Source organism: Brachyspira hampsonii 30446, from assembly GCF_000316195.1.
In the GTDB taxonomy this organism is placed as follows: Bacteria; Spirochaetota; Brachyspiria; order Brachyspirales; family Brachyspiraceae; genus Brachyspira; species Brachyspira hampsonii_C.
Genome location: NZ_JH994110.1, coordinates 623,150 through 644,004, shown reverse-complemented (window position 1 = coordinate 644,004; position 20,855 = coordinate 623,150). Strand labels below are relative to the sequence as shown.

The window sequence follows — 20,855 nt, the reverse complement described above, 5'->3', positions numbered from 1 at the left end:
ATATTTTAATCATAAATAAATTACTATTATTAGTAAAAAATAATTGCATTATATAAATTATTATAGTATTATGATAACTAATACTATATTTAAGGAAAATACTATGTTTAGAAAAATACTGATTATCTCAATCACCTTTATCATGATATTTGCACTATCATGCTCATCATCTAAAAGCAGAAACAGTAAAGAATTATTTATTAATGCAGGGGAAGAGCCTAAAACAATAGACCCTACATTATCCGGAAATGATTTCGTATATCCAAGGCATGTATTTGAAACTTTAATCACAAAAGATAAAGCAGGCAATTTACAAGCAGGAGCCTGTGAAAGCTGGAATATCTCTGATGACGGACTTGTATATACTTTTAATTTAAGAACAAATGCCAAATGGTCTGACGGTAAAAAAAATGTAGTTGCTGATGATTTTGTATATGCATTGCAAAGAGCAGCAAACCCTCTAAGTGCAGCTGAATATACTTCTTTTATAGAATATATAAAAAATGCAGTTAAAATATTATCAAGCGAACTTCCTGTTGAAGAGCTTGGCGTAAAGGCTATTGATGATTATACTTTAGAAATAACTTTAGAAGCTCCTACAGGTTATTTCTTGGATATATTAACTTATCCTATATTTGCCCCTGTAAGAAAAGATATAATAGAACAGTACGGAGATCAATGGTCATTAAATCCTGAAAGCTATATAGGAAATGGTGCTTTTGTTATGACTGAAAGAAGCCCTGATGAAAAAATAGTTGTTGTAAAAAATACCAACTATTGGAATAAAGATAATATAGTACCTGAAAAAATTACTTTTGTTATGATGAAAGATGCTACTTTAGCATTGGCCGGAATTAAAGACGGTTCATTAGATTTTTCTGTTTATATAATAGAACAAGATTTAGAAAAATTAAAATCTGAAGGAATAGTTAATATTGCTCCTTATTTTTCTACTATTGCATTCGGTATTAATGCAGCTGATGAAGTATTGAAAGATACAAGAATAAGAAAAGCATTATCATTGGCAATAGACAGAAACTATATAGTAGAAAATATTGTTCCTACAGCTAAATCTCCTACAAGTGCTTGGGTTCCTGTGGGTGCTTATGATGTTCAGGGAGATTTCAGAGAAAATGGAGGAGAATATATAGATTTATCAAAAGATGCTTACTCTAATAATGTAGAAATGGCTAAACAATTAATGGCTGAAGCAGGATACCCTAATGGAGAGGGTTTTCCTGTACTTGAGTATAAAACCACTGCAGATTTAGTATATATACAAGTTGCAGAGGCAATTCAGCAGATGTGGAAAGAAAATTTGGGTGTTGATTTGCAAATATCATCTATGGAATGGGCAGCTTATCAGCAGATGAGAAGCGAAAAAAATTATCAGCTTATAAGAACTTTATGGATTGGCGATTACAGCGATCCTATGACTTTCTTAGAAAATTATTTAAGCTACAGATCCCAAAATAGTTCAGGATACAGCAATAAACAATTTGATAATTATATTGAAGCTGCAAGAAATTCTGCTAATCAGGAAATAAGAATGAAAGCTATGCATGAAGCTGAAAGACTTCTTATAGCAGAAGATAATTTGCTAATACCTATATACAATCCATCAAATCCTACTTTAGTAAGTAAAAGATTGAAAGATTATGTATTAACACCATTAATGGAATACCAATTCCATTACGCTTATTTAGAATAAAATATAAAAATTGCGAGTGCCTGTCATTCGTAAGAATGGCAGGGATTTTTTTTACGAGCAATTTTTATTAGCAATAATAAAAATCAATTCAACTATGCTTATTTAGAATAAAATATAAAAATTGCGAGTGCCTGTCATTCGTGAGAATGGCAGGGATTTTTTTACGAGCAATTTTTATTAGAAATAAAATAAATAAAGCCTCATCTAAATAAGATGGGGCTTTTTATAATATACATTACTCTAAATATTATTAGATAACAAAATCAATCTTTATTTTCTTCCGATTTATTTTCATTCTTATCTTTATTATCTTTCTTTGATTTTTCTATTCGGATTTTAGTAACAATATTTCCGCTTTTACCTACAACAGTAAATGAATATCCATTATATTCTATATCCTCATTTCTTTTTGGAAGCCTTCCTAAATATGAAAATAAAAATCCTCCCACAGTATCTGCCTCATCATCTGGTATAGGAGGAAGTATATCATATTTATTGAAATCATCTATTCTAGTTCTTGCATCAACTAAATATGTTCCATCATCATTACTCTTTATCTCTTCATCTTCCTCATCATATTCATCTCTTATATCCCCTATAATCTGCTCAAGTACATCTTCCATAGAAACAATTCCAGAAAATCCGCCGTACTCATCAACAACCATAGCTATATGAATCTGTTTTTCTCTGAAATTTTTTAATAATTCCATTAATGAAATTGATATTGGAACAAATAGAGGCTTATGAAGAATTTTTTTAAGCGAGAAAGTTTTTTCTTCTGCATCAATCAAATCCTTAACATACAAGACTCCAACTATATCATCTATTCCGTCTTTGTATACAGGAATTCTAGAATTTCTATCCTTATTAAAAGCCTTTATCACCCTATCATAAGATGATTCTATAGGTATCATAACTACATCAACCCTAGGAACCATTATTTCTCTCACACTTTTTGTTTTTAATTCAATAGTATTTGTTATAATTTCTCTTTCTGCTTCTGTTAATGATGATAAATTTACATAATTATTTTTATCAGTATTATTATCTTTTTTCTTTAATATTTTAGATATTAATTTATGTATTGGCATTTTTATATGTATCCTTAAAATTTATGATCTATTTTCCTTTATAGTTTTAATAACCCTTTCATATAATTCTTTCATCTTCTCATTATTTTCCATCAATGATTTTCTGCTGTAATTATGATGCACTCCTTTTAAATGAAGTATTGAATGAATAATCAATTTTAATATAGTTTTTTTTATCCTTTCTTCACTGTATCTGGCCGCTACCCATTCATAAGAAATAACTATATCTCCTCCTTCATGTATATCCCCCATAGGAAATGTAAGTACATCAGTAGCTTTATCCTTATTTCTAAATTCTTTATTAAGATTTTTTATATATTCATTATCACAAAAAAGTAAATTAACCTCTCCATCAATATCAGCAGTCTTTAGAGAATAATACAAAAAATACTTATAATACTTTATATTTATATCATAATTAGTTTCATTGAAAACATTAACTTTCATAATATACTATTTTTTTACCGACTCTTTATTTTCCTTGCTCTCTTTAATTTCCTTATTATTATATTTCAATTCCTTTGCATCCTTTTCCCCTTTATGCTTTAAAGGTAATTTTTTGGCTATTTTTTCTTTTATATTTTCTTTAATATTTTCAACATTATTTTTATTTTTTTATCATTTTCTTTTGTATATTTAACTATTTGTTTTTTAGAATCTTTTTCTTCTTTTTTGTTATCATCTTCATTTTCTTTATTTTTATCATTTTTATCATTTTTATCATTTTCATCATTAAGTTCAGGATATTTAATCCTCTCATGCAATGATGCTATAATCTGCTGGAATGATATCTTTTTAATTATTTCTATATCTTTTAAAGTAAGTCCGCTGTCATTTAACTCACCAATAGACATTTTATCATTTACAATATGATCTATAAGCATTTCCAAATCCTCTCTCTTAGGAGAATCCAAAGATCTGCTTGCTGCTTCTATAGAATCTAATATCATCAATATAGCAGTAATTTTTGACTGCGGTCTAGGTCCGGGATATCTAAATAGATTTATATCCACATCAGGATTTTCTTTTAAAGCTTCGACATAGAAATATTTTATTAATGTTGTTCCATGATGTTCTTTAATTGCTGCGATAACCTCTTTAGGAAGTCTGTATTTTTTGGCCATTTCAACACCTAGTCGAATATGTGCTTTTACTATTGAAGCAGAAAGAGTAGGTTTTAATTTATTATGTCTATTTTCTGTTTTATTAGTATTTTCTATATAATAAAGCGGATTCTCCATTTTACCTATATCATGATAATATGCGGATACACATGCAAGTCTTGCATCTTCACCTATTTCCTCAGCTATAGTTTCTACTAAATTTGCCATACTTATAGAATGATGGTAAGTACCAGGAGCATTCATTTGAAGTTTTCTAAGAAGAGGATTATTTAAATCTGATAATTCCTGAAGTCTGAATATAGTAGCTGTTTCAAGTACATATTCAATAATAGGTAAAAATATCATAACAAGTATAGACTGTGCAAAACCGCTTGTAAAAGCAAATACAATAGTTAAATAATTTATTTTTATATTGTCATTTAATAATACATCTATTAAACACATTATACTTAAATATGCCCCTATAAGCAAACCTATTAAAAGAATAGAATATCTATTATGTATTTTTTTTGACAAAATGGAGGTAAATACAGATATTACAAATAATGCTGATATTTCAAATAAACTAGCCTGTGCTACATTTGCCGCAAGCAAAGTTATAGATAATGTTATTATAGAAGATATTCCTCTTTTAGCTCCAAGCAAAGAGTTTATTATGCTGAACATAGGAATGAATGTATATACATAAAAAGGAATATAAATATTTAATGAATTATAAGAAACATGATTATAAAAAAGATAAGTTACAGAAACTATTACGGTATACTCTATAGCAAACAATATGAAATTTTTGAAATTTATATAGAAAGGTATCTTATATTTAAAAATGATAAATCCAATAAATGAAAAAAGAATCAGAATAAATAAAGCCTGTCCCATAAATACAGCTACACTATATCCTCCAAAACTATTTCCGAATAAATTTCTAATCAATTCAGCTTTTTCTTCTGTTACTCTTTCTCCAACTGTTAAAATAGGGAAACCTTTTTTTATCAAATTATAAACAGGCTCCAAGCTAGATTTAACATCATTTATCTTCTCTTTTGTTTTAGAAGAATTATATATTAAGTTATCTTTCAGAAATGCATTTACAATAGCGGATATAGAATTTATATGATTAATATTAAGATTTCTATATTTTGTACCTATGATTGAAGGAAGTTCTACCCTTAAATCTTCCAAAAAGAAAACCCTATTTCTAGGAAGCAGTCTTTCCTCTATTATATAATTATCATAGCTATATACAAATATGCCATTATTTAATATCAAACTTAATGTATCAGAACTCAAATTTCCTCTTGAAAGAATTCCAACTCCAAATAACTCTTTAATTGTTTCTATTATTTTTGCCTCATAACCTATATTAAGATCGTTTAATACAGCATTAGAGAATACAGACTTGTTTATAGGCTCATCATATATAAGAAGAAATTGATTATATATTTCATCAATAGGAATATTATTATCATGAGATATTCTAATAAAAGAAAACATATTGCTTATTTTAGATAGAGCTTCATACTCTATATTTTTAGGCATGTCAAATATCGGAGCTATAGTTGCTTCTGTATAGTATGTAAGTTTTTCAGTTTCTGCTTTATTTTCGTACTTAACATTCTTTTTTACTATAAAAGGCTCTGTAACTATATCGCCTACATTAGGTATATCAACTTTTTGAATATAAGTTGGAAAAACCAAAAATAAAGTAAATAGATATAATAATACAGCTATAATTAATTGAAAAAATCTTTCTATATTCGGTGTTTTACTTAAAACAGATTTTGCTATTTTTTTATTTGTATTCATAAATAATAATACCTTCTAAAAATAAAATTTTTATTAATAATCAGCACCATCATAGGCTTCTAATATTTTAGAAACCAGATGATGCCTTATCACATCTTTTTTTTCAAAATGGTGAAAACTAATACCATTTATATTGCTTAATATCTTTAAAGCATGTTCCAAACCTGACTGAGCATTTTTCGGCAAATCGCTTTGAGATATATCACCTGTAACTACAACTTTGGACTTCTCCCCTATCCTGCTTAAAAACATTTTCATCTGAGATATTGTTGTATTCTGTGCCTCATCAAGTATAATGAAAGCTCTGCTTAAAGTTCTTCCCCTCATATAAGCAAGAGGAGCTACTTCTATTTTGCCTTCTTCTGTATATCTTGATATCATATCGGCAGATATAATGCTGTATAAAGCATCATAAACAGGACGCATATAAGGAGATATTTTTTCTTTAAAATCACCGGGCAGATAACCTAAACTCTCTCCTGCCTCTACAACAGGTCTTGTTATAATTATACGCTCTATTTTTCCATCTGAAAGTAAATTTATAGCATAAGCGACAGAAAGAAAAGTTTTTCCCGTACCAGCAGCCCCTGTAGAAAATATTATATCGCTTTTTTGCATCTTATAAAGATATTCGCCTTGAGATACAGTTTTCATTTCAATATTTCTACCCAAATAAGGCAGTTTGATTTTCATGGATATAAATTTATTATCTTTATTATTCCAAATATTGTCTGCTATATTAATTACTTTTTGTTCAGTTATTTCTGATGATGAATTATATAAATCTTTTAAAATATATAAAACCTTTACGGTATCTTCTATTCTTACCAGATCACCTTTTATTGTTAATTCATTTCCTTTCGGATATATGGAAACATTAAATTTATTTTCTAGTATTTCAAGATGCCTATCTTCTATTCCGCATATAGATATAAAAGAATCAGCATCTTTGAATTTTACCTTATTATCTAAAATTTTATTATTAATTATACAAGTCCTTTATATTTAAAATTGCTTACTTAATAATATACTAAAATCATATCTATTGTCAATATTAACTAAAAAAAATATAATTTTTTTTACAATAATTATTTACAGTATACAAGTATGATAAAGTAATTGGATTGGTTTAAATAAATTTAGAATTGATTGTAAAAAATAGATTTAGTATACTCTAATTTTTTGCAGTATTTGTTAATATTATTTCACATATATATTTATATATATCATATTATATATATAATAATATTATTTTATTCATATAATTTTATTAATAATTACTAAAAAACAAAATAATTTTAAATATATAGTATATTATTACTTAAAATAAAAATAAAAAATTAATAAAAATATATAGACTATTTTTTTTATTTATAGTAGTATATAATTGTTTAATAATATATTTTAATTATAGGGTTATAAAGTTATAATACTTTGATTTGATTATGAGAATTTTATTAGCAATAACAAGCTCAATATCCGCATACAAAACTCCATTTCTTGTAAGCCATCTAAAAAAACAAGGACATAATGTCATATGTGCCGTTACAAAAAATGCACAAAATATGGTCGGTGCTAAAGCATTGGAAACTATGAGCGGAAATAAAGTAATAACGGATCTATGGCAGGAAGATGATATACTTAGACATATTCATATAAATGAAGAAACGGATATATTATTAATAGCTCCTGCTGATGTAAACATTATAGGAAAAATAGCAAATGGTATATGCGATGATGCTATAAGTACAATAGCATGTGCATATACAAAAAAGAAATACTTTGCACCTGCTATGAATCCTAATATGTGGGCTAATAAAGCAAATCAAAGAAATGTAAAATATTTAATAGAAGAATTAAACTATGAACTGATATCACCTGAAAGCGGAGAAATGGCATGCAATGACACAGGAGTAGGAAGACTTGCAGATATAGATACTATAATACAAAAAGTAACTTCATATAATAAATCATTAAAGTATAATAACATAAGATTCACAATTACATCAGGTGCTACAATAGAATGGATAGATCCAATAAGATATATAACTAATAATTCAAGCGGTAAAATGGGAGCTTCTATATATGAGGAAATATCTTCAAATGGAGGAATATCCGCATATATAGAAGGTAAAGTTAATGAACCTTTAAGTGTAAAAAACAATGATAAGAAAATAAAAGTCAATACCACTAAAGAACTTCAGGATAATGTATTAAATGAACTTGATAATACAGATATACTTATTATGGCTGCTGCTCCTTTAGATTTCAGACCGGCACAAGTATTTGATAAAAAAGTAAAAAAACATAATATAAATACTATAGAATTAATCGAAAATGATGATATACTTCTATCTGCAAAAAATAAAAAGAAAAATCAAACAGTAATAGTGTCTTTTGCTGCGGAAACTGCTGAAAATGATGAGGAACTTAAAAATTATGCTTTAGATAAAATGAATAGAAAAGATGCTGATATGATAGTAGCTAATAAAATAAAAGATGCTATAGGAAAAGATACAAATAAAATTACAATATTTTTCAAAGACGGAAGATTTAAATCTTTTCCTGTTTTAAATAAAAAAGAATGCGCCAAAGAAATAGTTTCTGAGGCTGTTTCAGAATGGAATAAAAAAAATAATATTACGGGATTGAAATAATGAGTTATCTTTATGAAATAAAAGAAATTAGTAAGATATACGGTCATGGAGGAGGTGCCACACAGGCATTAAAGTCTGTTAACCTTACTATAGAAGAAGGAAAACTTACTGCTATATTAGGTCCTAGCGGTTCAGGAAAAAGTACATTACTTAACATATTAGGAGCTTTAGATAAGCCTACAAGCGGTCAGGTATTATTTTTAGGTGAGGATATATCTCATTACAGTAATAAAAGATTGGCAAAATTTAGAAGAGAAAATATAGGCTTTGTATTTCAAAGTTATAATTTGCTTCCTAATCTTACCGCTATAGAAAATGTTGAATTTTCTACTGAAATTACAGGTCTTTCAAGAACTAATGCAGAGGAAGCTTTAAAATTACTAGGACTTGAAAATAGAATAAAACATTATCCTACAGAATTATCAGGAGGAGAACAGCAGAGGGTAAGTATAGCCCGTGCAATAGCCAAAAAGCCTAAAGTGGTATTATGCGATGAACCTACAGGGGCATTAGATAATAAAACAGGTGTTATGGCTTTAAAAATACTTAGAGACCTCAATAGAAATTTAGGAACAAGCATCATACTTATAACTCATAGTAAGGAAATAGCTAAAATGGCTGATACTGTTGTAAAAATTTTGAGCGGCGAAGTATTAGATAAATATGATGTAGAAAATCCTTTGAATCCTGAAGATATAGAGTGGTAAAAAATAATGATAAATATAAAAACAAAACTATTATTTAGAAAAATAAATAAACAGCTTGCTATATTTATGTCTGCTGTATTCATAGTAACATTAGCTGTACTTTTTTTCGTTGCTGTAAAAACAGTATATAGAGATTTTAAACTTTCAGCAGAAAACTACTTTGAAGAAAACACATTAGATGATTTAGCATTATTCGGTATGTTTGATACCAATGATATAGAAAAACTTGAAGATATGAAAGGAGTTGACAGAGTCGTTGCTAAACATAGATTTCAAGGTAAAATAGAAAATATTGATGCTATAATTTACGGCACTGATAATTCAGAAGACAGGATAAATAAACCTTATGTATATGAAGGAAAAACAGAATTAAAAACTAATGAAATAGCAATCAATAAAAATTTTGCGAAAGCTAATTCTCTAAAATTAGGCGATACTGTAGAAGTGGTATTTAATGATAAAACTAATTCATTTGTCATAGCGGCTTTAGTATCTTATCCTAATTATGTGTTTCTTTTTAAAGACGGAGCAAGCACCGCATCAGAAGCTAAAGATTTTGCAGTTATAGAAGTTAATGAAGATCATTTTAATTATATACCTTATAACTCAATATATATAAAATATACTGATGATGCTAATAAAAAAAATGTTGAAAATCTAATAAAATTAAAATTAAAACAAAAAATATTCTTATCTACAGACAGAGAACAATCGGTAAACTATGTGAATTATGAACAAACATTACTTCAAATAGACTCTTTCTCATATATATGTCCTTCTATACTTCTTCTTATGGCAATACTTTTACTTTACATTATACAAAGAAGAAATGTAGCTGTAGAAAGAAAACAAATAGGAATAATGAAAGCTATAGGACTTACAGATTTTTCTATAATGTTTATGTATATAAAATATTCATTTTTAGTATCATTTTTCGGAATACTTTTAGCTTTTATAGCAAGCAATTTTCTTTTACCTCCTATATTCAATGCACTCGGAAATATATTCGATATGCCTAATTTCAATCATAATACTTATATAGATTTATGGGTAATATCAGCAGTAATTATATTATTTGTATGCATATTCTCAAATCTTTTAGCTGCTGTATCAATATTAAAATTAAATCCTGCTCAGTCTATGAGAGGAGAGCCTCCTAAAGGATCTGGAAAAATATTTATAGAGAAATTACCTATTTGGAATAAATTTTCTTTTAATACAAGATATGCTATAAAAAATGCCTCAAGAAGCAAAACAAGATATTTAGCTTCTCTTTGGGGAATGTTTGCTGCTATAAGTATGACTATATTTGCTCAGGGATTTAATAATTCCTTTGATTATTTCTTATATAACTTATATGAAAAATTTGCTTTATATGATGTTGTTGTTAATGTAAACTCTACAAAATGGGAAGATAATTCTGATATACTAACTAATGACGGAATTAAATATTATGACAAAGCAGCAATTTATCAGGCAAGATTATATCCGGCATTTAAAGATGATGCAGAAAGTTTATATATACCCGCTTTAATATATAAAGATAGTTTCTCATCTATGGATATACCAAATAATAATGAAAAAGAAGATTCTGTAATGATTCCTAAATATTTGGCTGAAAAACTAAATATTAAAGAAAATGATTATATAGGAATAGAATTATACAGCTTAGGAAACAGTATTTCAAGAAGAGTGAAAGTGAGTAAATTTGTTGATCAGCAAGGTATGTTTTATATCTATATAGATAAAACATTTGCTGAAGAGACATTTGAAATACAAGATGTTTATAACAGCATATTCATATCTACTAAAGATAATGTTACTAAAGAAGATATGAAAGATATATTAGATAAAAGCAAAGAAGTTTCATATTATAGTTTCAGAAATGATGAGTATGAAGCCTATAAAAATCAGATAGCTACTATATATCTTTTAGTACAAATACTTATATTCATAGCATTTTTACTAGGTGCTACTTCGCTTTATGGTGTAGGAGTTATCACTCTTGCAACTAGAAGATATGAATTTACTCTCCTAAAAGTTATGGGTTATACTACAAAAGAAATTATGATAGCGTCTTTAAAAGAAACTATTACTCAGATAATAATTGCCATACCTCTTGGAATAGCGGCAGGATATGGAATATTATATTTAGTAAAAAAACCTTTCTCAAGCAAACTATTCTCATTCGTTCCGCATGTATATGAATCAAGTTATATACTTGCCGTAGCATTGCTTGTAACTGTAATATTCCTTGTATCTATAATGAGTGCATATTATATAAACAGATTGGATATGGTTGAAGGATTGAAAGACAGAGAAGAATAATTAAATAAAAATAATATAAATTTATATAAAAATACTTGACATTTTTTTTAATTATTGTATAATGATAATCACTTCGCTGGTGTAGCTCAATTGGTAGAGCAGCTGATTTGTAATCAGCCGGTTGCGGGTTCGAGTCCCATCACCAGCTCATTTTTTACTCCCCACCCACTTATTTTTTCCAATATAACTTTCAATACTAAAAATATTTAATAATTAATCAATACTATATTTCGATAATATATTGCAAATAATATTTAGGATATGTATATATGCTGAAATTAAAAGATATTATAAATAAAAAAGGATATTTCATAATAGCTGAAGCCGGATGTAACCATGAAGGCGATTTAAATACTGCAATTAAACTCATTAAAGAAGCAGCTAAATCAGGTGCTGATGCCGTAAAATTTCAAAGCTTCACTCAAAAAACTTTGTTTGCTGCTAGAGAATATACTAAGGCACTAAAATTAAAAGATGATGCTTTAGAAGGAGTTGATAATATTATATTAAAAAAAGAATGGTATGAGCCTTTAATAAAAGAAGCTAAAAAAAACAAAATCATGTTTATAACTACTCCTTTTTCTGTGGATTCTATAAATGATATTGTTTCTTATGATATACCTATAATAAAAATAGCTTCATGCGATATAGATAATATACCTTTGCTTGAGGCCGCTGCTAAAACACAAAAACCGGTTATACTTTCAACAGGACTTGCTTTAAATAAAGATATAAAAGAAGCATTAAAAATATTGAGAAAAAATGAAGTAGCATTACTGCATTGCTCTGTAGAATACCCTACTCCTTTGCAAAATGCCAGACTCAATAGAATATCTGTTATGAAAAATCTGTTTAAAAATAATATAATAGGATATTCAGATCATACTATAGGCATTGAAGCTCCTATCATTGCTGTTTCTTTGGGTGCTAAAATAATAGAAAAACATTTCACTGTAACACCTGAAAAGGAAACGGGAGATCATATTATAAGTTTAGAAACAAATGGTATGTCTGAAATGATAAAATCTATTGATAAAACATTAACTATGCTTGGAGGGGATGCGGCAAGAAAAAAAGAGCATATATTAAGCAAGCAGGAAAAAAAAGAACTTGTATATGCTAAAAGAGGAATTTATTTAAGTCATGCTATGCTTAAAGGAGAGATGATTACAGAAAAAGATTTAATTGCTTTAAGACCATGCGTAGGAATACCTGCTAAGTATTATAAAAAAGTTTTAGGTATGAAATTAAAAGTTGATAAAAAATCTAATACTGCTTTAAGTTTTAAGGATTTAAAAAAATAACTTGAAATAAAAAATGTTTTATGATAAAGTTTAATAAATAAGGAATGAGGTCTCCTTAAATTATTTAATTAATATATATTTTTATTAAATAATTAAACCGCTTATATTTATTTTTTATATAAAAGCTGATGACTTCTGCAAATTTTAATGATTTTTTATGATTATTAAAGAATAAATAAAATCTTTAATAATTAATATATGAATTTGCAGATTCAGTTTTTATATCTTTTTAGATAATCTAATAATTCACATACTCATAAAAAATCAAATACTAATAAAAAAGGATTATATATTTATGCTTCTCAGTTTAGCTTTGATATTTTTATGCGGAATGATGCTTGGAAAAATATTCTCACTTTTAAAACTTCCTTCTCTTTTGGGGCTTATAATCACAGGAATAATATTAGGTCCATACTGCTTTAATTTGCTTGATAATTCAATACTTTCAATATCAGCAGATTTGAGAGAACTAGCACTCATTATAATATTGACAAGAGCAGGGCTTAATCTTGATATAGAAGATTTAAAAAAGGTAGGAAGACCTGCTGTTCTTATGTGCTTTGTACCTGCATCTTTTGAAATAATAGGAATGATTATAATAGCTCCTAAACTTTTTGATATTAGCTTATTAGATGCTGCTTTAATGGGGGCTGTTGTTGCTGCTGTTTCTCCGGCGGTGCTTGTTCCTAAAATGCTTAAACTTATAGATGAAAGATACGGCACTAATAAAAGCATACCACAATTATTAATGGCAGGTGCTTCTGTTGATGATATATTTGTAATAGTATTATTTACATCCTTCACTTCGCTTGTAAAAGGAGGAAGTATATCTTATCTTGATTTTATAAAAATACCTACTTCAATAATATTCGGACTTTTATTAGGTGTTATTATAGGTTTTATACTATCAAAATTCTTTACTAGATTTCATATAAGAGACAGTGCTAAAGTAATTATCATACTAAGTATATCTTTTATACTTGTGAGCATAGAAAATTCTATATCAAATTTATTAGGAGGTATAGCAGGAATATCTGGGCTTTTGGCAGTTATGAGTATCGGAGCATATATAAAAAAATCAAAAGAAGAATTGTCAAAAAGGCTTTCATTAAAATACTCTAAACTTTGGGTAGCTGCTGAAATTATGCTTTTCGTACTTGTAGGTGCTGCTGTCAATATTAATTATGCTTTTAAAACAGGTTTTTTAGGAATTATATTAATATTTGCAGCTTTGATATTTAGAATGTTCGGAGTGCTTGTATCATTAATAAAAACTAAACTAAATAAAAAAGAGAGAATATTTAGTATGATTGCATACTGTCCTAAAGCAACTGTTCAGGCTGCAATAGGTTCAATTCCTTTATCATTAGGTTTTGCATCAGGAGAGATCATACTTGTTATAGCGGTTCTTGCCATATTAATAACCGCACCATTAGGAGCTTTTGCTATAGATGCTTCTTACAAAAGATTATTAGAGCATGACAAATAGTTTTTAATTTGTTTACAATAATTGAAAATAATATTAGATGATTAAGGATTTGTTTTTTATATAAACAAAGCCTTAATCATAAAAAATAAAGAAAATATATGAAAAAATTATTTACCTGTAACATTTATAGTATCATAACTATTGAAATCATTTTTACTCTCTAAATCTTTTTTCTCATAATCTTTAAGAGGTATTTTATTTCTTATAGCAGCATAAACTGTAGGCACTATAACAAGTGTAAATGCTGTTGATAATAAAAGACCTCCGAGTATAGCTAGAGATAAAGGCTGATACATTTCATTTCCGCTTCCGCCTGATAATGCCATAGGTAAAAGCCCAAGTATAGTAGTGAGTGTTGTCATAAGTACAGGTCTTAATCTTCTAGGACCTGATTCTAATGCTGCTTCATCACCATTTATATGTTTTTCATGCATAAGCTGATTCATATAGTCTATAAGTACAATACCATTATTTACTACAATACCAATGAGTACAATAAATCCTATACCGCTATATACGCTTAAAGTTTGACGGCCTATAAATAATGCTATTAAAGAACCTGCAAATCCAAAAGGAATTGCAAGTGCTATAACAAATGGTGCTATAAAAGATTCAAACTGACTAGCCATTATGGCATAAACCAATACCAATGCCAATACCAATGCCTGAAGAAGCTGCAAAAAAGCATCATTCATATCTTCAAAATCACCTGTATAATTTATGCTAAAACCAGAAGGAATAAATACTTCCTGTTTTATTTTTTCCTGTACATCTGCCATTATTTCACTTAAAGCTCTATTATATCCTGATGCTTTTACAGTGGTTATTCTGGTGCTGTCTTTTCGCTCTATCTCCGTAGGTCCGTAGCTTTTTTCAACAGTAGCTATAGAAGATATAGGTACTATTCCTGAAGTTGTAGGTATCATAAGTCTTGATATATCATCTATATTTAATCTGTCTGGCTCTCCTAACTGAACATTAACATCTATATCTGTAACATCAGAATTGGCAGGAGTCATAGTTGTAGCTGTAGTACCTGCAAAACTTGTTTTAACAATATTTGCTATAGTGTTTACATTAAGCCCCATTTTAGCCGCTATTTCTCTATTAACATATATTTTAAGTTCTGGATTTGAGTCATCTCTGCTTAATCTCGGCTCTCTTATACCTTCTATATCTGATATTGCACTTATTATATTATTAGCTATTTCAGTAGCTTTATCTAAATCATCGCCTACAAGTTCTATTTCTATCTCCTGTCCTCCTGTTCCGCCATTTCTTCCGCCGCCTCCTATAGCTGAAGTTGTTATAGCTGCTATATTAATCTGAGCAGGATAAGAAACCAATGCATTTCTAGTAAGCTCTATATATTCATCTACAGATTTTTTTCTTCCTTCGCTTTTATCCCTTAACTGTACTCTTATTTCTGCTTTATTTTCATCAGAACCAGATTGTACTCTTGACTGCATTCTGTCAAAATCTTCGCCTATAAGATTTTCTATATCGCTTTCCATTCTAGTTACAAAACTTTGAGTCTGCTCTGATTTTGTTCCTACAGGCATTTCTACATCTATCTTAAACTGACCTTCATCTGAAGTAGGAAATCCCTCTTTGCCTATAAAAGTTACTCCTAATGCTATTACTGCAAGTACAACAGACAATGAAGAAATTAATACTTTCTTTTTATTTTTTATAGAATAGTGAAGCACTTTAGAATATAAATTATTAACCCTGTCATGAAAGTTTTTATTAACAAAATTTTCTATAGGTATTAAGAACTTAGTTTTTTTATTCGTTACAAGTCTGGCACCAAGCATAGGAACTATTGTAAGAGCTACAAATAATGAGCCTATCATAGAAACTGTAACTGTAATACATAAATCTCTGAATAATTGTCCAGTCTGACCTTCAACAAAAAGGAAAGGCAAAAATACCGCTATTGTTGTAAGCGTAGAAGCGGATATTGCTAATGCCACAGAAGAAGTACCATTTATAGCTGAAGAATATTTTCCGTATCCGTTATTCCTATAAAAAAATATATTCTCTAAAACTACAATGGAGTTATCTACCATCATACCTATACCTAAAACAAGTCCTGATAATGAAATAATATTTAAAGTAATACCCATAAAATACATTAATGTAAAAGTGATTATTATTGATATAGGAATAGAAATAGCTATTATAGAAACTGTTTTTATATTCCATAAATAAAGCATTAATATAATAACGGCAAATAATCCGCCCTGCCAAGCTGTATCAAGAACTCCGTTTATAGATTCATTTACATTGTCTGCATTATTAAAAAGTATCTCATATTCTACGCCTTCTGGAAGAGTAAGATTTGCAAGCTGTTTTTGAACGGCTTTAGATACATTAACAGTATTACCACCAGACTCTTTATTAACAGATACGGATATTGCAGGCATACCGTTAATCTTTACTATCTCAGAATCATCACTGTATCCCTGATAAACTCTTCCTAGATCTTTTAATTTTATGGGTGTATCATTTGTTTTTAATGCTACAACTGTATTTTCAATATCTTCTACTGTGGTAAACTCTCCCATAGTTCTTAAAGTGTATTTATAAACGCCTTCATAAGTATCTCCTCCTGATAGGTTTTGATTCTCACTTGAAAGAAGAGAGACTATTGTATTGATATCTATACCATAAGCATGAAGCCTATTTAAGACCAAGTCTACTTTCATTTCAGTTTGAAGTCCGCCTCTAATCTCTGCCCTTGCTACTCCTGAAGCCTGCTCTATTTTATTTAATATTTGATTATCTATTAAAGTATACAATGCCCCCAAATTGTCAGTTCCAAAAAAAGCTATTTCCATAACGGGCATCATATCGGTAGAGAATTTCAATACTGTAGGACTATCAGCATCATCAGGAAGAGAGTTTTTTACTCCATCTATCGCCTCTCTTACATCTGCTGTGGCAACTGCTAAATCAGTACCCCAATTAAATTCTATAAATACGCTTGACTCCCCCTCTTGCGAAGTAGAAGTTATTGTATTAATATCGCTTACTGTGGCAACCGCATTTTCAACTACTCTTGTAACTGATTTTTCTACCTCTTCAGGTCCTGCATTCTCATATTCTGTTCTTACTGTAATATATGGAAGCTCCATATCCGGCAAAAAGTCTACTGCCAATTTACTTAAACTTACAAAACCTAATATTAATACTGCTATCATACACATAAAAACCGCTACTGGTCTTTTTACTACTAATTCTATAAAATTCTTCATTCGCTTCAACCCGCCTTTTATATAGCATACTATATAGTTTAAATTCTCTATTTTAGACGAATAACTATAAAAAAAGTTTCAATACAAAATATTTTTTTAACAAAATAATTACTCTATTTTTCAAAAGATTCTAATTCATCGCATAATTTCATAAAGTCTTCATAATTTTTTATAGACTGCAAATATCTTAAATCAATCATATATCCAGAATCAATATGTTTAAAAAACTCAGCATCCCAAAGTTCTGTTTCTATAAATCCTTTCCTATAATCATATTTATAAGGCTCAAACTTAAATATATAAGTTCTAAAATATTTAACTTTAGCAAAACATAATTTATATATTCTAAATAATATTCCTATAGTATCATTTCTGCTTAAAAACTTATCCGTAAATATTAATGTTTTATGCGAGTTTTCTTTTTCCTGATACCAAGATCCACCCTCTTTTATTAGATCATATTTCTTTATGATGTTTTCTTTATCCGAACTATAAAGAGATGTAAAATCATAATCATATATCACCTCTTTATAAATAAACTCTATTCCATCGCATGCTATATAAAAATAACTATTCATATCATCAGCTTTAATTTTTATCATAATAGAATATTTACCATTGATTACATTTTTATATTTTTTAATAATATCTTCAATCTCATCATTAGAGCATAAATAAAATACATCATACTCATTAGGGCATGCATTAAAATATTTTGAGCATTGCACAAAAGAGGCATTCTTAAAAATTATCTCTGCAATATGACCTAAACTTAAATCATTTCCGCCTACTATATGAAGATTGTCTTCATAACTAGAAATCATAAAATCAATCCACATATTATTCTTTATTGAATTATTTATATTTTCTATCTTTTCTTTTGCAAGCGATGTATTAATTTCATCTATATAACTTTTAAACTCTCTTTCCATATATTTAAAATTTGTGAAAGCAACTTTATCATTATGCATAATCACTTTTATACATATAGCATCATTATTTGATATATAAAATAAATATTTTTTTTCATCATTGTATAATAAAAAACCTTCCTCTGTTTCCTCTATCTCTGCATTTATTTTAGACTTTATATATTTCATAAGTGAAAACATAGCATTTATATCATTGCTTTTATTATCATAAAGAAGTTTTATTATTTTTAATTTTTCATCTAAAAAAATTATTTTATACATTAGCTATCCAAATTACATAAAAATATATTAATTTTATTATAATATAAATACTTTATTTTTTAAAGTGTAAAATCATTTTTAGGAACTTTTTAATAAATTGGTTCGTCTAAAAGATAAAGCAATTAATTTAAGAGGTTTAGAGGTTTATATGAAAAAAATAATAATTATTGCTTTATTAATTTTTAATATATATAATTTATATGCCGAAGAAAATTTTATAATAGATGATACTTCTATTAAAGTATTAACTGATGCTGGAATATATATAAGCAAAGAAAAAAAATATACTATAAATTCAATCATAAAAAGCTACTTGAAAGATGTAAGAAAGATTTTAAATGAATTAAATGAAATTAATATAAAAATAAATAATGAATTAAAAAAAGAAGATATAAATTTAGATAATATAAAAAAATTAATATTTGAGAAAAAAGAAAAAGAAGCCGATTTTGATTATACTATAATGTCATGCGACTTGGATATATTGTCATTATTTACAGATAATGAGATAAAGAAAATAAAATATTATATTATTTTTAGAAAATAGCGGGAACTTTTTATATAATAATTTCGTCTAATAAGGAAAAGATAATATAATATTAAAAGTTATGGAAAGATAAGGAGAGTTTATGAGTAAAATATTTTATACTATATCTTTGATATTGTTGTTATCTTTATCAATTTTTGCACAGCCCGGTCCTAAAGGTCCTCATGGTCCAGGATATGGAAGAAATAGAAGAGGCGGAGAGTTTGATAAAAGATTAGGACATGATCCTTTACAATTTTTTAGAAAAATAGGCATCATTCTAACTGAAGAACAAGCTGATAGAATGTATGATATAGCCATTAAATTCATCACAGAAGAGGAGCCTATCAGATTAGAAATAGAAAGAATTGATAACAGTATAAGATTAGAATTAATGAAAGATAATACTGACAGAGAAGCAATTAAAAATCTGATAAGAGAGAAAAAAGAGCAGGAAGCTTTAAGAGATTATTTAAAAATAGTAAGAGATTTAGATATTATAGATGTTCTTACTCCAGAGCAGAAAGCTCAGCTAAACAGCCGTATGATGAGATAGGAAATTTTTATAAGGATAAGTATGAGCAGTGTTATGGCCTATGAAGATAATATAGATGCATTCAAAACAGGTAATGAGGAAGCTTACAAAGAGCTTATAGAAATGTATAAAAAACCATTATTCAATTTGGTTTATTCTATCATTTCTAATAAAGATGAGGCAGAAGAAATTGTGCAGGATGTTTTTGTAAGTTTTTATATAAAAAGAGAAAGCTTTGAGGGCAGAAGTAAAATATACACTTGGCTTTATAGAGTTTCCTTTAACAGAGCGGTTGATCATATAAGAAAAAAAGAAAGAGAAAAAAAATACCGCTTGAAAGAATATAGAAATTCTGAAGTACAGGAATCTGGAAATGATGACAGCATACATAGAATCATATTGGCTGAGGCATTGGAAAAATTGGAAGATGATTTTAGAATTCCGCTTATGATGGCTGAATATGAAAATTATTCTTACAATGAAATATCTGAAAAATTGGATCTGCCGGTTAATACTGTCAGAACCAGAATATTCAGAGCTAGAAAAAAACTTTTGGCTATTATGAAAAAAATGGGGGTGAGCTTATGAAAAATAACCATGAATATTATGAAATGCTTATTAGCAGATATAAGGACAATGATTTAGATGCTAATGAAATCTTTGAAATGGAGAAACATTTAGCCTCTTGTAAATCTTGTCAGAAATTCAAAGATGAAGTAAATTCTATGTCATCTATACTTTTAGGAAAATCGAATATAAAAATTGATAAAAAGCCTGTAAGTATATTTAATAAGAAGAGAGTAATAGCATCTATAAGTTCAATAGCTGCTGCTTTACTCGTATTTGGAGCTGTTAGTATAATATATAACAAGAATAATATTACAAGCAGCCCAAATGATAATTCAAAATTAATAGCTGCTGATCTCAATAATAACTCTATAACAACAACTAGTTCAGATGATTATAATACACAAGAAGATTATGCACCTCTATCAAGCTATTTTACATATAGTGATATTGATGCTGAAAATGATTCATTGGATAATAATGATTCAGAAATATCTATAATGTCTGCATACATTTATTATATGGGTAAATAACGCATGTTCAATAGACAAAAAAAT

16 protein-coding genes and 1 tRNA gene are annotated in these 20,855 nt (G+C 27.9%); 11 read left to right on the top strand and 6 right to left on the bottom strand.

Translation table 11 applies throughout. The annotated features are described in order from the left end of the window. Positions 1 to 103 precede the first annotated feature (103 nt). A complete protein-coding gene (locus A966_RS02875) occupies positions 104 to 1,711 on the top strand; it encodes a peptide ABC transporter substrate-binding protein (RefSeq protein ID WP_039955439.1) in 1,608 nt (535 codons plus the stop codon). Between the two features lie 263 nt (positions 1,712 to 1,974). Here the strand turns inward: A966_RS02875 and tlyC are convergent, their stop codons facing one another. From tlyC to A966_RS02855, 4 genes are all read right to left on the bottom strand, one after another. Beyond that, positions 1,975 to 2,802, bottom strand: a complete 828-nt coding sequence (gene tlyC / locus A966_RS02870; protein WP_008722341.1) for a hemolysin C — start codon at positions 2,800 to 2,802, stop codon at positions 1,975 to 1,977. 21 nt (positions 2,803 to 2,823) lie between these two features. Next, positions 2,824 to 3,249, bottom strand: coding sequence for an rRNA maturation RNase YbeY (gene ybeY, locus A966_RS02865; RefSeq protein WP_008722339.1), 426 nt, complete (start codon positions 3,247 to 3,249; stop codon positions 2,824 to 2,826). A gap of 128 nt (positions 3,250 to 3,377) precedes the next feature. Further along, positions 3,378 to 5,732, bottom strand: coding sequence for an HD family phosphohydrolase (locus tag A966_RS02860; protein WP_008722337.1), 2,355 nt, complete (start codon positions 5,730 to 5,732; stop codon positions 3,378 to 3,380). Positions 5,733 to 5,765: 33 nt separating this feature from the next. Then, positions 5,766 to 6,425 (bottom strand): PhoH family protein, encoded by a 660-nt coding sequence (locus tag A966_RS02855; RefSeq protein WP_008722335.1) that lies wholly within the window; start codon positions 6,423 to 6,425, stop codon positions 5,766 to 5,768. A gap of 752 nt (positions 6,426 to 7,177) precedes the next feature. Between A966_RS02855 and coaBC the strand changes: the two genes are divergently transcribed. From coaBC to A966_RS02825, 6 genes are all read left to right on the top strand, one after another. Then, on the top strand, positions 7,178 to 8,389 hold the full coding sequence (gene coaBC / locus A966_RS02850; protein ID WP_008722331.1) for a bifunctional phosphopantothenoylcysteine decarboxylase/phosphopantothenate--cysteine ligase CoaBC: 1,212 nt from the start codon (positions 7,178 to 7,180) through the stop codon (positions 8,387 to 8,389). Beyond that, complete coding sequence (locus tag A966_RS02845; protein ID WP_008722329.1) at positions 8,389 to 9,096, top strand: ABC transporter ATP-binding protein; 708 nt, start codon at positions 8,389 to 8,391, stop codon at positions 9,094 to 9,096. The genes coaBC and A966_RS02845 overlap by 1 nt, the downstream gene beginning before the upstream one ends. 6 nt (positions 9,097 to 9,102) lie before the next feature. Continuing rightward, on the top strand, positions 9,103 to 11,424 hold the full coding sequence (locus A966_RS02840; RefSeq protein WP_008722327.1) for an ABC transporter permease: 2,322 nt from the start codon (positions 9,103 to 9,105) through the stop codon (positions 11,422 to 11,424). Between the two features lie 75 nt (positions 11,425 to 11,499). Continuing rightward, positions 11,500 to 11,572 (top strand) — tRNA-Thr (locus tag A966_RS02835). 121 nt (positions 11,573 to 11,693) lie between these two features. After that, positions 11,694 to 12,728, top strand: coding sequence for an N-acetylneuraminate synthase family protein (locus tag A966_RS02830; protein ID WP_008722326.1), 1,035 nt, complete (start codon positions 11,694 to 11,696; stop codon positions 12,726 to 12,728). A gap of 295 nt (positions 12,729 to 13,023) precedes the next feature. Next, positions 13,024 to 14,217 (top strand): cation:proton antiporter domain-containing protein, encoded by a 1,194-nt coding sequence (locus tag A966_RS02825; RefSeq protein ID WP_008722324.1) that lies wholly within the window; start codon positions 13,024 to 13,026, stop codon positions 14,215 to 14,217. A gap of 107 nt (positions 14,218 to 14,324) precedes the next feature. On the opposite strand, the gene A966_RS02820 is transcribed toward A966_RS02825, so the two are convergent. After that, complete coding sequence (locus A966_RS02820; protein ID WP_008722322.1) at positions 14,325 to 17,477, bottom strand: efflux RND transporter permease subunit; 3,153 nt, start codon at positions 17,475 to 17,477, stop codon at positions 14,325 to 14,327. Positions 17,478 to 17,590: 113 nt separating this feature from the next. After that, positions 17,591 to 18,670 (bottom strand): hypothetical protein, encoded by a 1,080-nt coding sequence (locus tag A966_RS02815; RefSeq protein ID WP_008722320.1) that lies wholly within the window; start codon positions 18,668 to 18,670, stop codon positions 17,591 to 17,593. A 148-nt stretch (positions 18,671 to 18,818) separates the two neighbouring features. On the opposite strand from A966_RS02815, the gene A966_RS02810 reads away from it, so the two are divergent. The 4 genes from A966_RS02810 to A966_RS02795 all read left to right on the top strand — a co-directional run bounded on the left by A966_RS02810 (position 18,819) and on the right by A966_RS02795 (position 20,831). Then, on the top strand, positions 18,819 to 19,217 hold the full coding sequence (locus tag A966_RS02810; protein WP_039955510.1) for a hypothetical protein: 399 nt from the start codon (positions 18,819 to 18,821) through the stop codon (positions 19,215 to 19,217). An 82-nt stretch (positions 19,218 to 19,299) separates the two neighbouring features. Then, positions 19,300 to 19,752: a Spy/CpxP family protein refolding chaperone gene (locus tag A966_RS02805; protein ID WP_008722316.1), complete on the top strand. Its 453-nt coding sequence runs from the start codon at positions 19,300 to 19,302 to the stop codon at positions 19,750 to 19,752. Positions 19,753 to 19,773: 21 nt separating this feature from the next. After that, a complete protein-coding gene (locus tag A966_RS02800) occupies positions 19,774 to 20,319 on the top strand; it encodes an RNA polymerase sigma factor (RefSeq protein ID WP_008722314.1) in 546 nt (181 codons plus the stop codon). Further along, positions 20,316 to 20,831, top strand: coding sequence for a zf-HC2 domain-containing protein (locus A966_RS02795; RefSeq protein ID WP_008722312.1), 516 nt, complete (start codon positions 20,316 to 20,318; stop codon positions 20,829 to 20,831). Before A966_RS02800 ends, A966_RS02795 begins: the two co-directional genes overlap by 4 nt. The last annotated feature ends 24 nt before the right edge of the window (positions 20,832 to 20,855 follow it).

Coding starts and splice junctions, on each gene's coding strand:
- A966_RS02800 (WP_008722314.1), top strand. CDS start 19,774: ATGAGCAGTGTTATGGCCTATGAAGATAATATAGATGCATTCAAAACA.
- tlyC (WP_008722341.1), bottom strand. CDS start 2,802: ATGCCAATACATAAATTAATATCTAAAATATTAAAGAAAAAAGATAAT.
- A966_RS02805 (WP_008722316.1), top strand. CDS start 19,300: ATGAGTAAAATATTTTATACTATATCTTTGATATTGTTGTTATCTTTA.
- ybeY (WP_008722339.1), bottom strand. CDS start 3,249: ATGAAAGTTAATGTTTTCAATGAAACTAATTATGATATAAATATAAAG.
- A966_RS02855 (WP_008722335.1), bottom strand. CDS start 6,425: ATGAAAATCAAACTGCCTTATTTGGGTAGAAATATTGAAATGAAAACT.
- A966_RS02830 (WP_008722326.1), top strand. CDS start 11,694: ATGCTGAAATTAAAAGATATTATAAATAAAAAAGGATATTTCATAATA.
- coaBC (WP_008722331.1), top strand. CDS start 7,178: ATGAGAATTTTATTAGCAATAACAAGCTCAATATCCGCATACAAAACT.
- A966_RS02840 (WP_008722327.1), top strand. CDS start 9,103: ATGATAAATATAAAAACAAAACTATTATTTAGAAAAATAAATAAACAG.
- A966_RS02820 (WP_008722322.1), bottom strand. CDS start 17,477: ATGAAGAATTTTATAGAATTAGTAGTAAAAAGACCAGTAGCGGTTTTT.
- A966_RS02810 (WP_039955510.1), top strand. CDS start 18,819: ATGAAAAAAATAATAATTATTGCTTTATTAATTTTTAATATATATAAT.
- A966_RS02875 (WP_039955439.1), top strand. CDS start 104: ATGTTTAGAAAAATACTGATTATCTCAATCACCTTTATCATGATATTT.
- A966_RS02815 (WP_008722320.1), bottom strand. CDS start 18,670: ATGTATAAAATAATTTTTTTAGATGAAAAATTAAAAATAATAAAACTT.
- A966_RS02860 (WP_008722337.1), bottom strand. CDS start 5,732: ATGAATACAAATAAAAAAATAGCAAAATCTGTTTTAAGTAAAACACCG.
- A966_RS02795 (WP_008722312.1), top strand. CDS start 20,316: ATGAAAAATAACCATGAATATTATGAAATGCTTATTAGCAGATATAAG.
- A966_RS02845 (WP_008722329.1), top strand. CDS start 8,389: ATGAGTTATCTTTATGAAATAAAAGAAATTAGTAAGATATACGGTCAT.
- A966_RS02825 (WP_008722324.1), top strand. CDS start 13,024: ATGCTTCTCAGTTTAGCTTTGATATTTTTATGCGGAATGATGCTTGGA.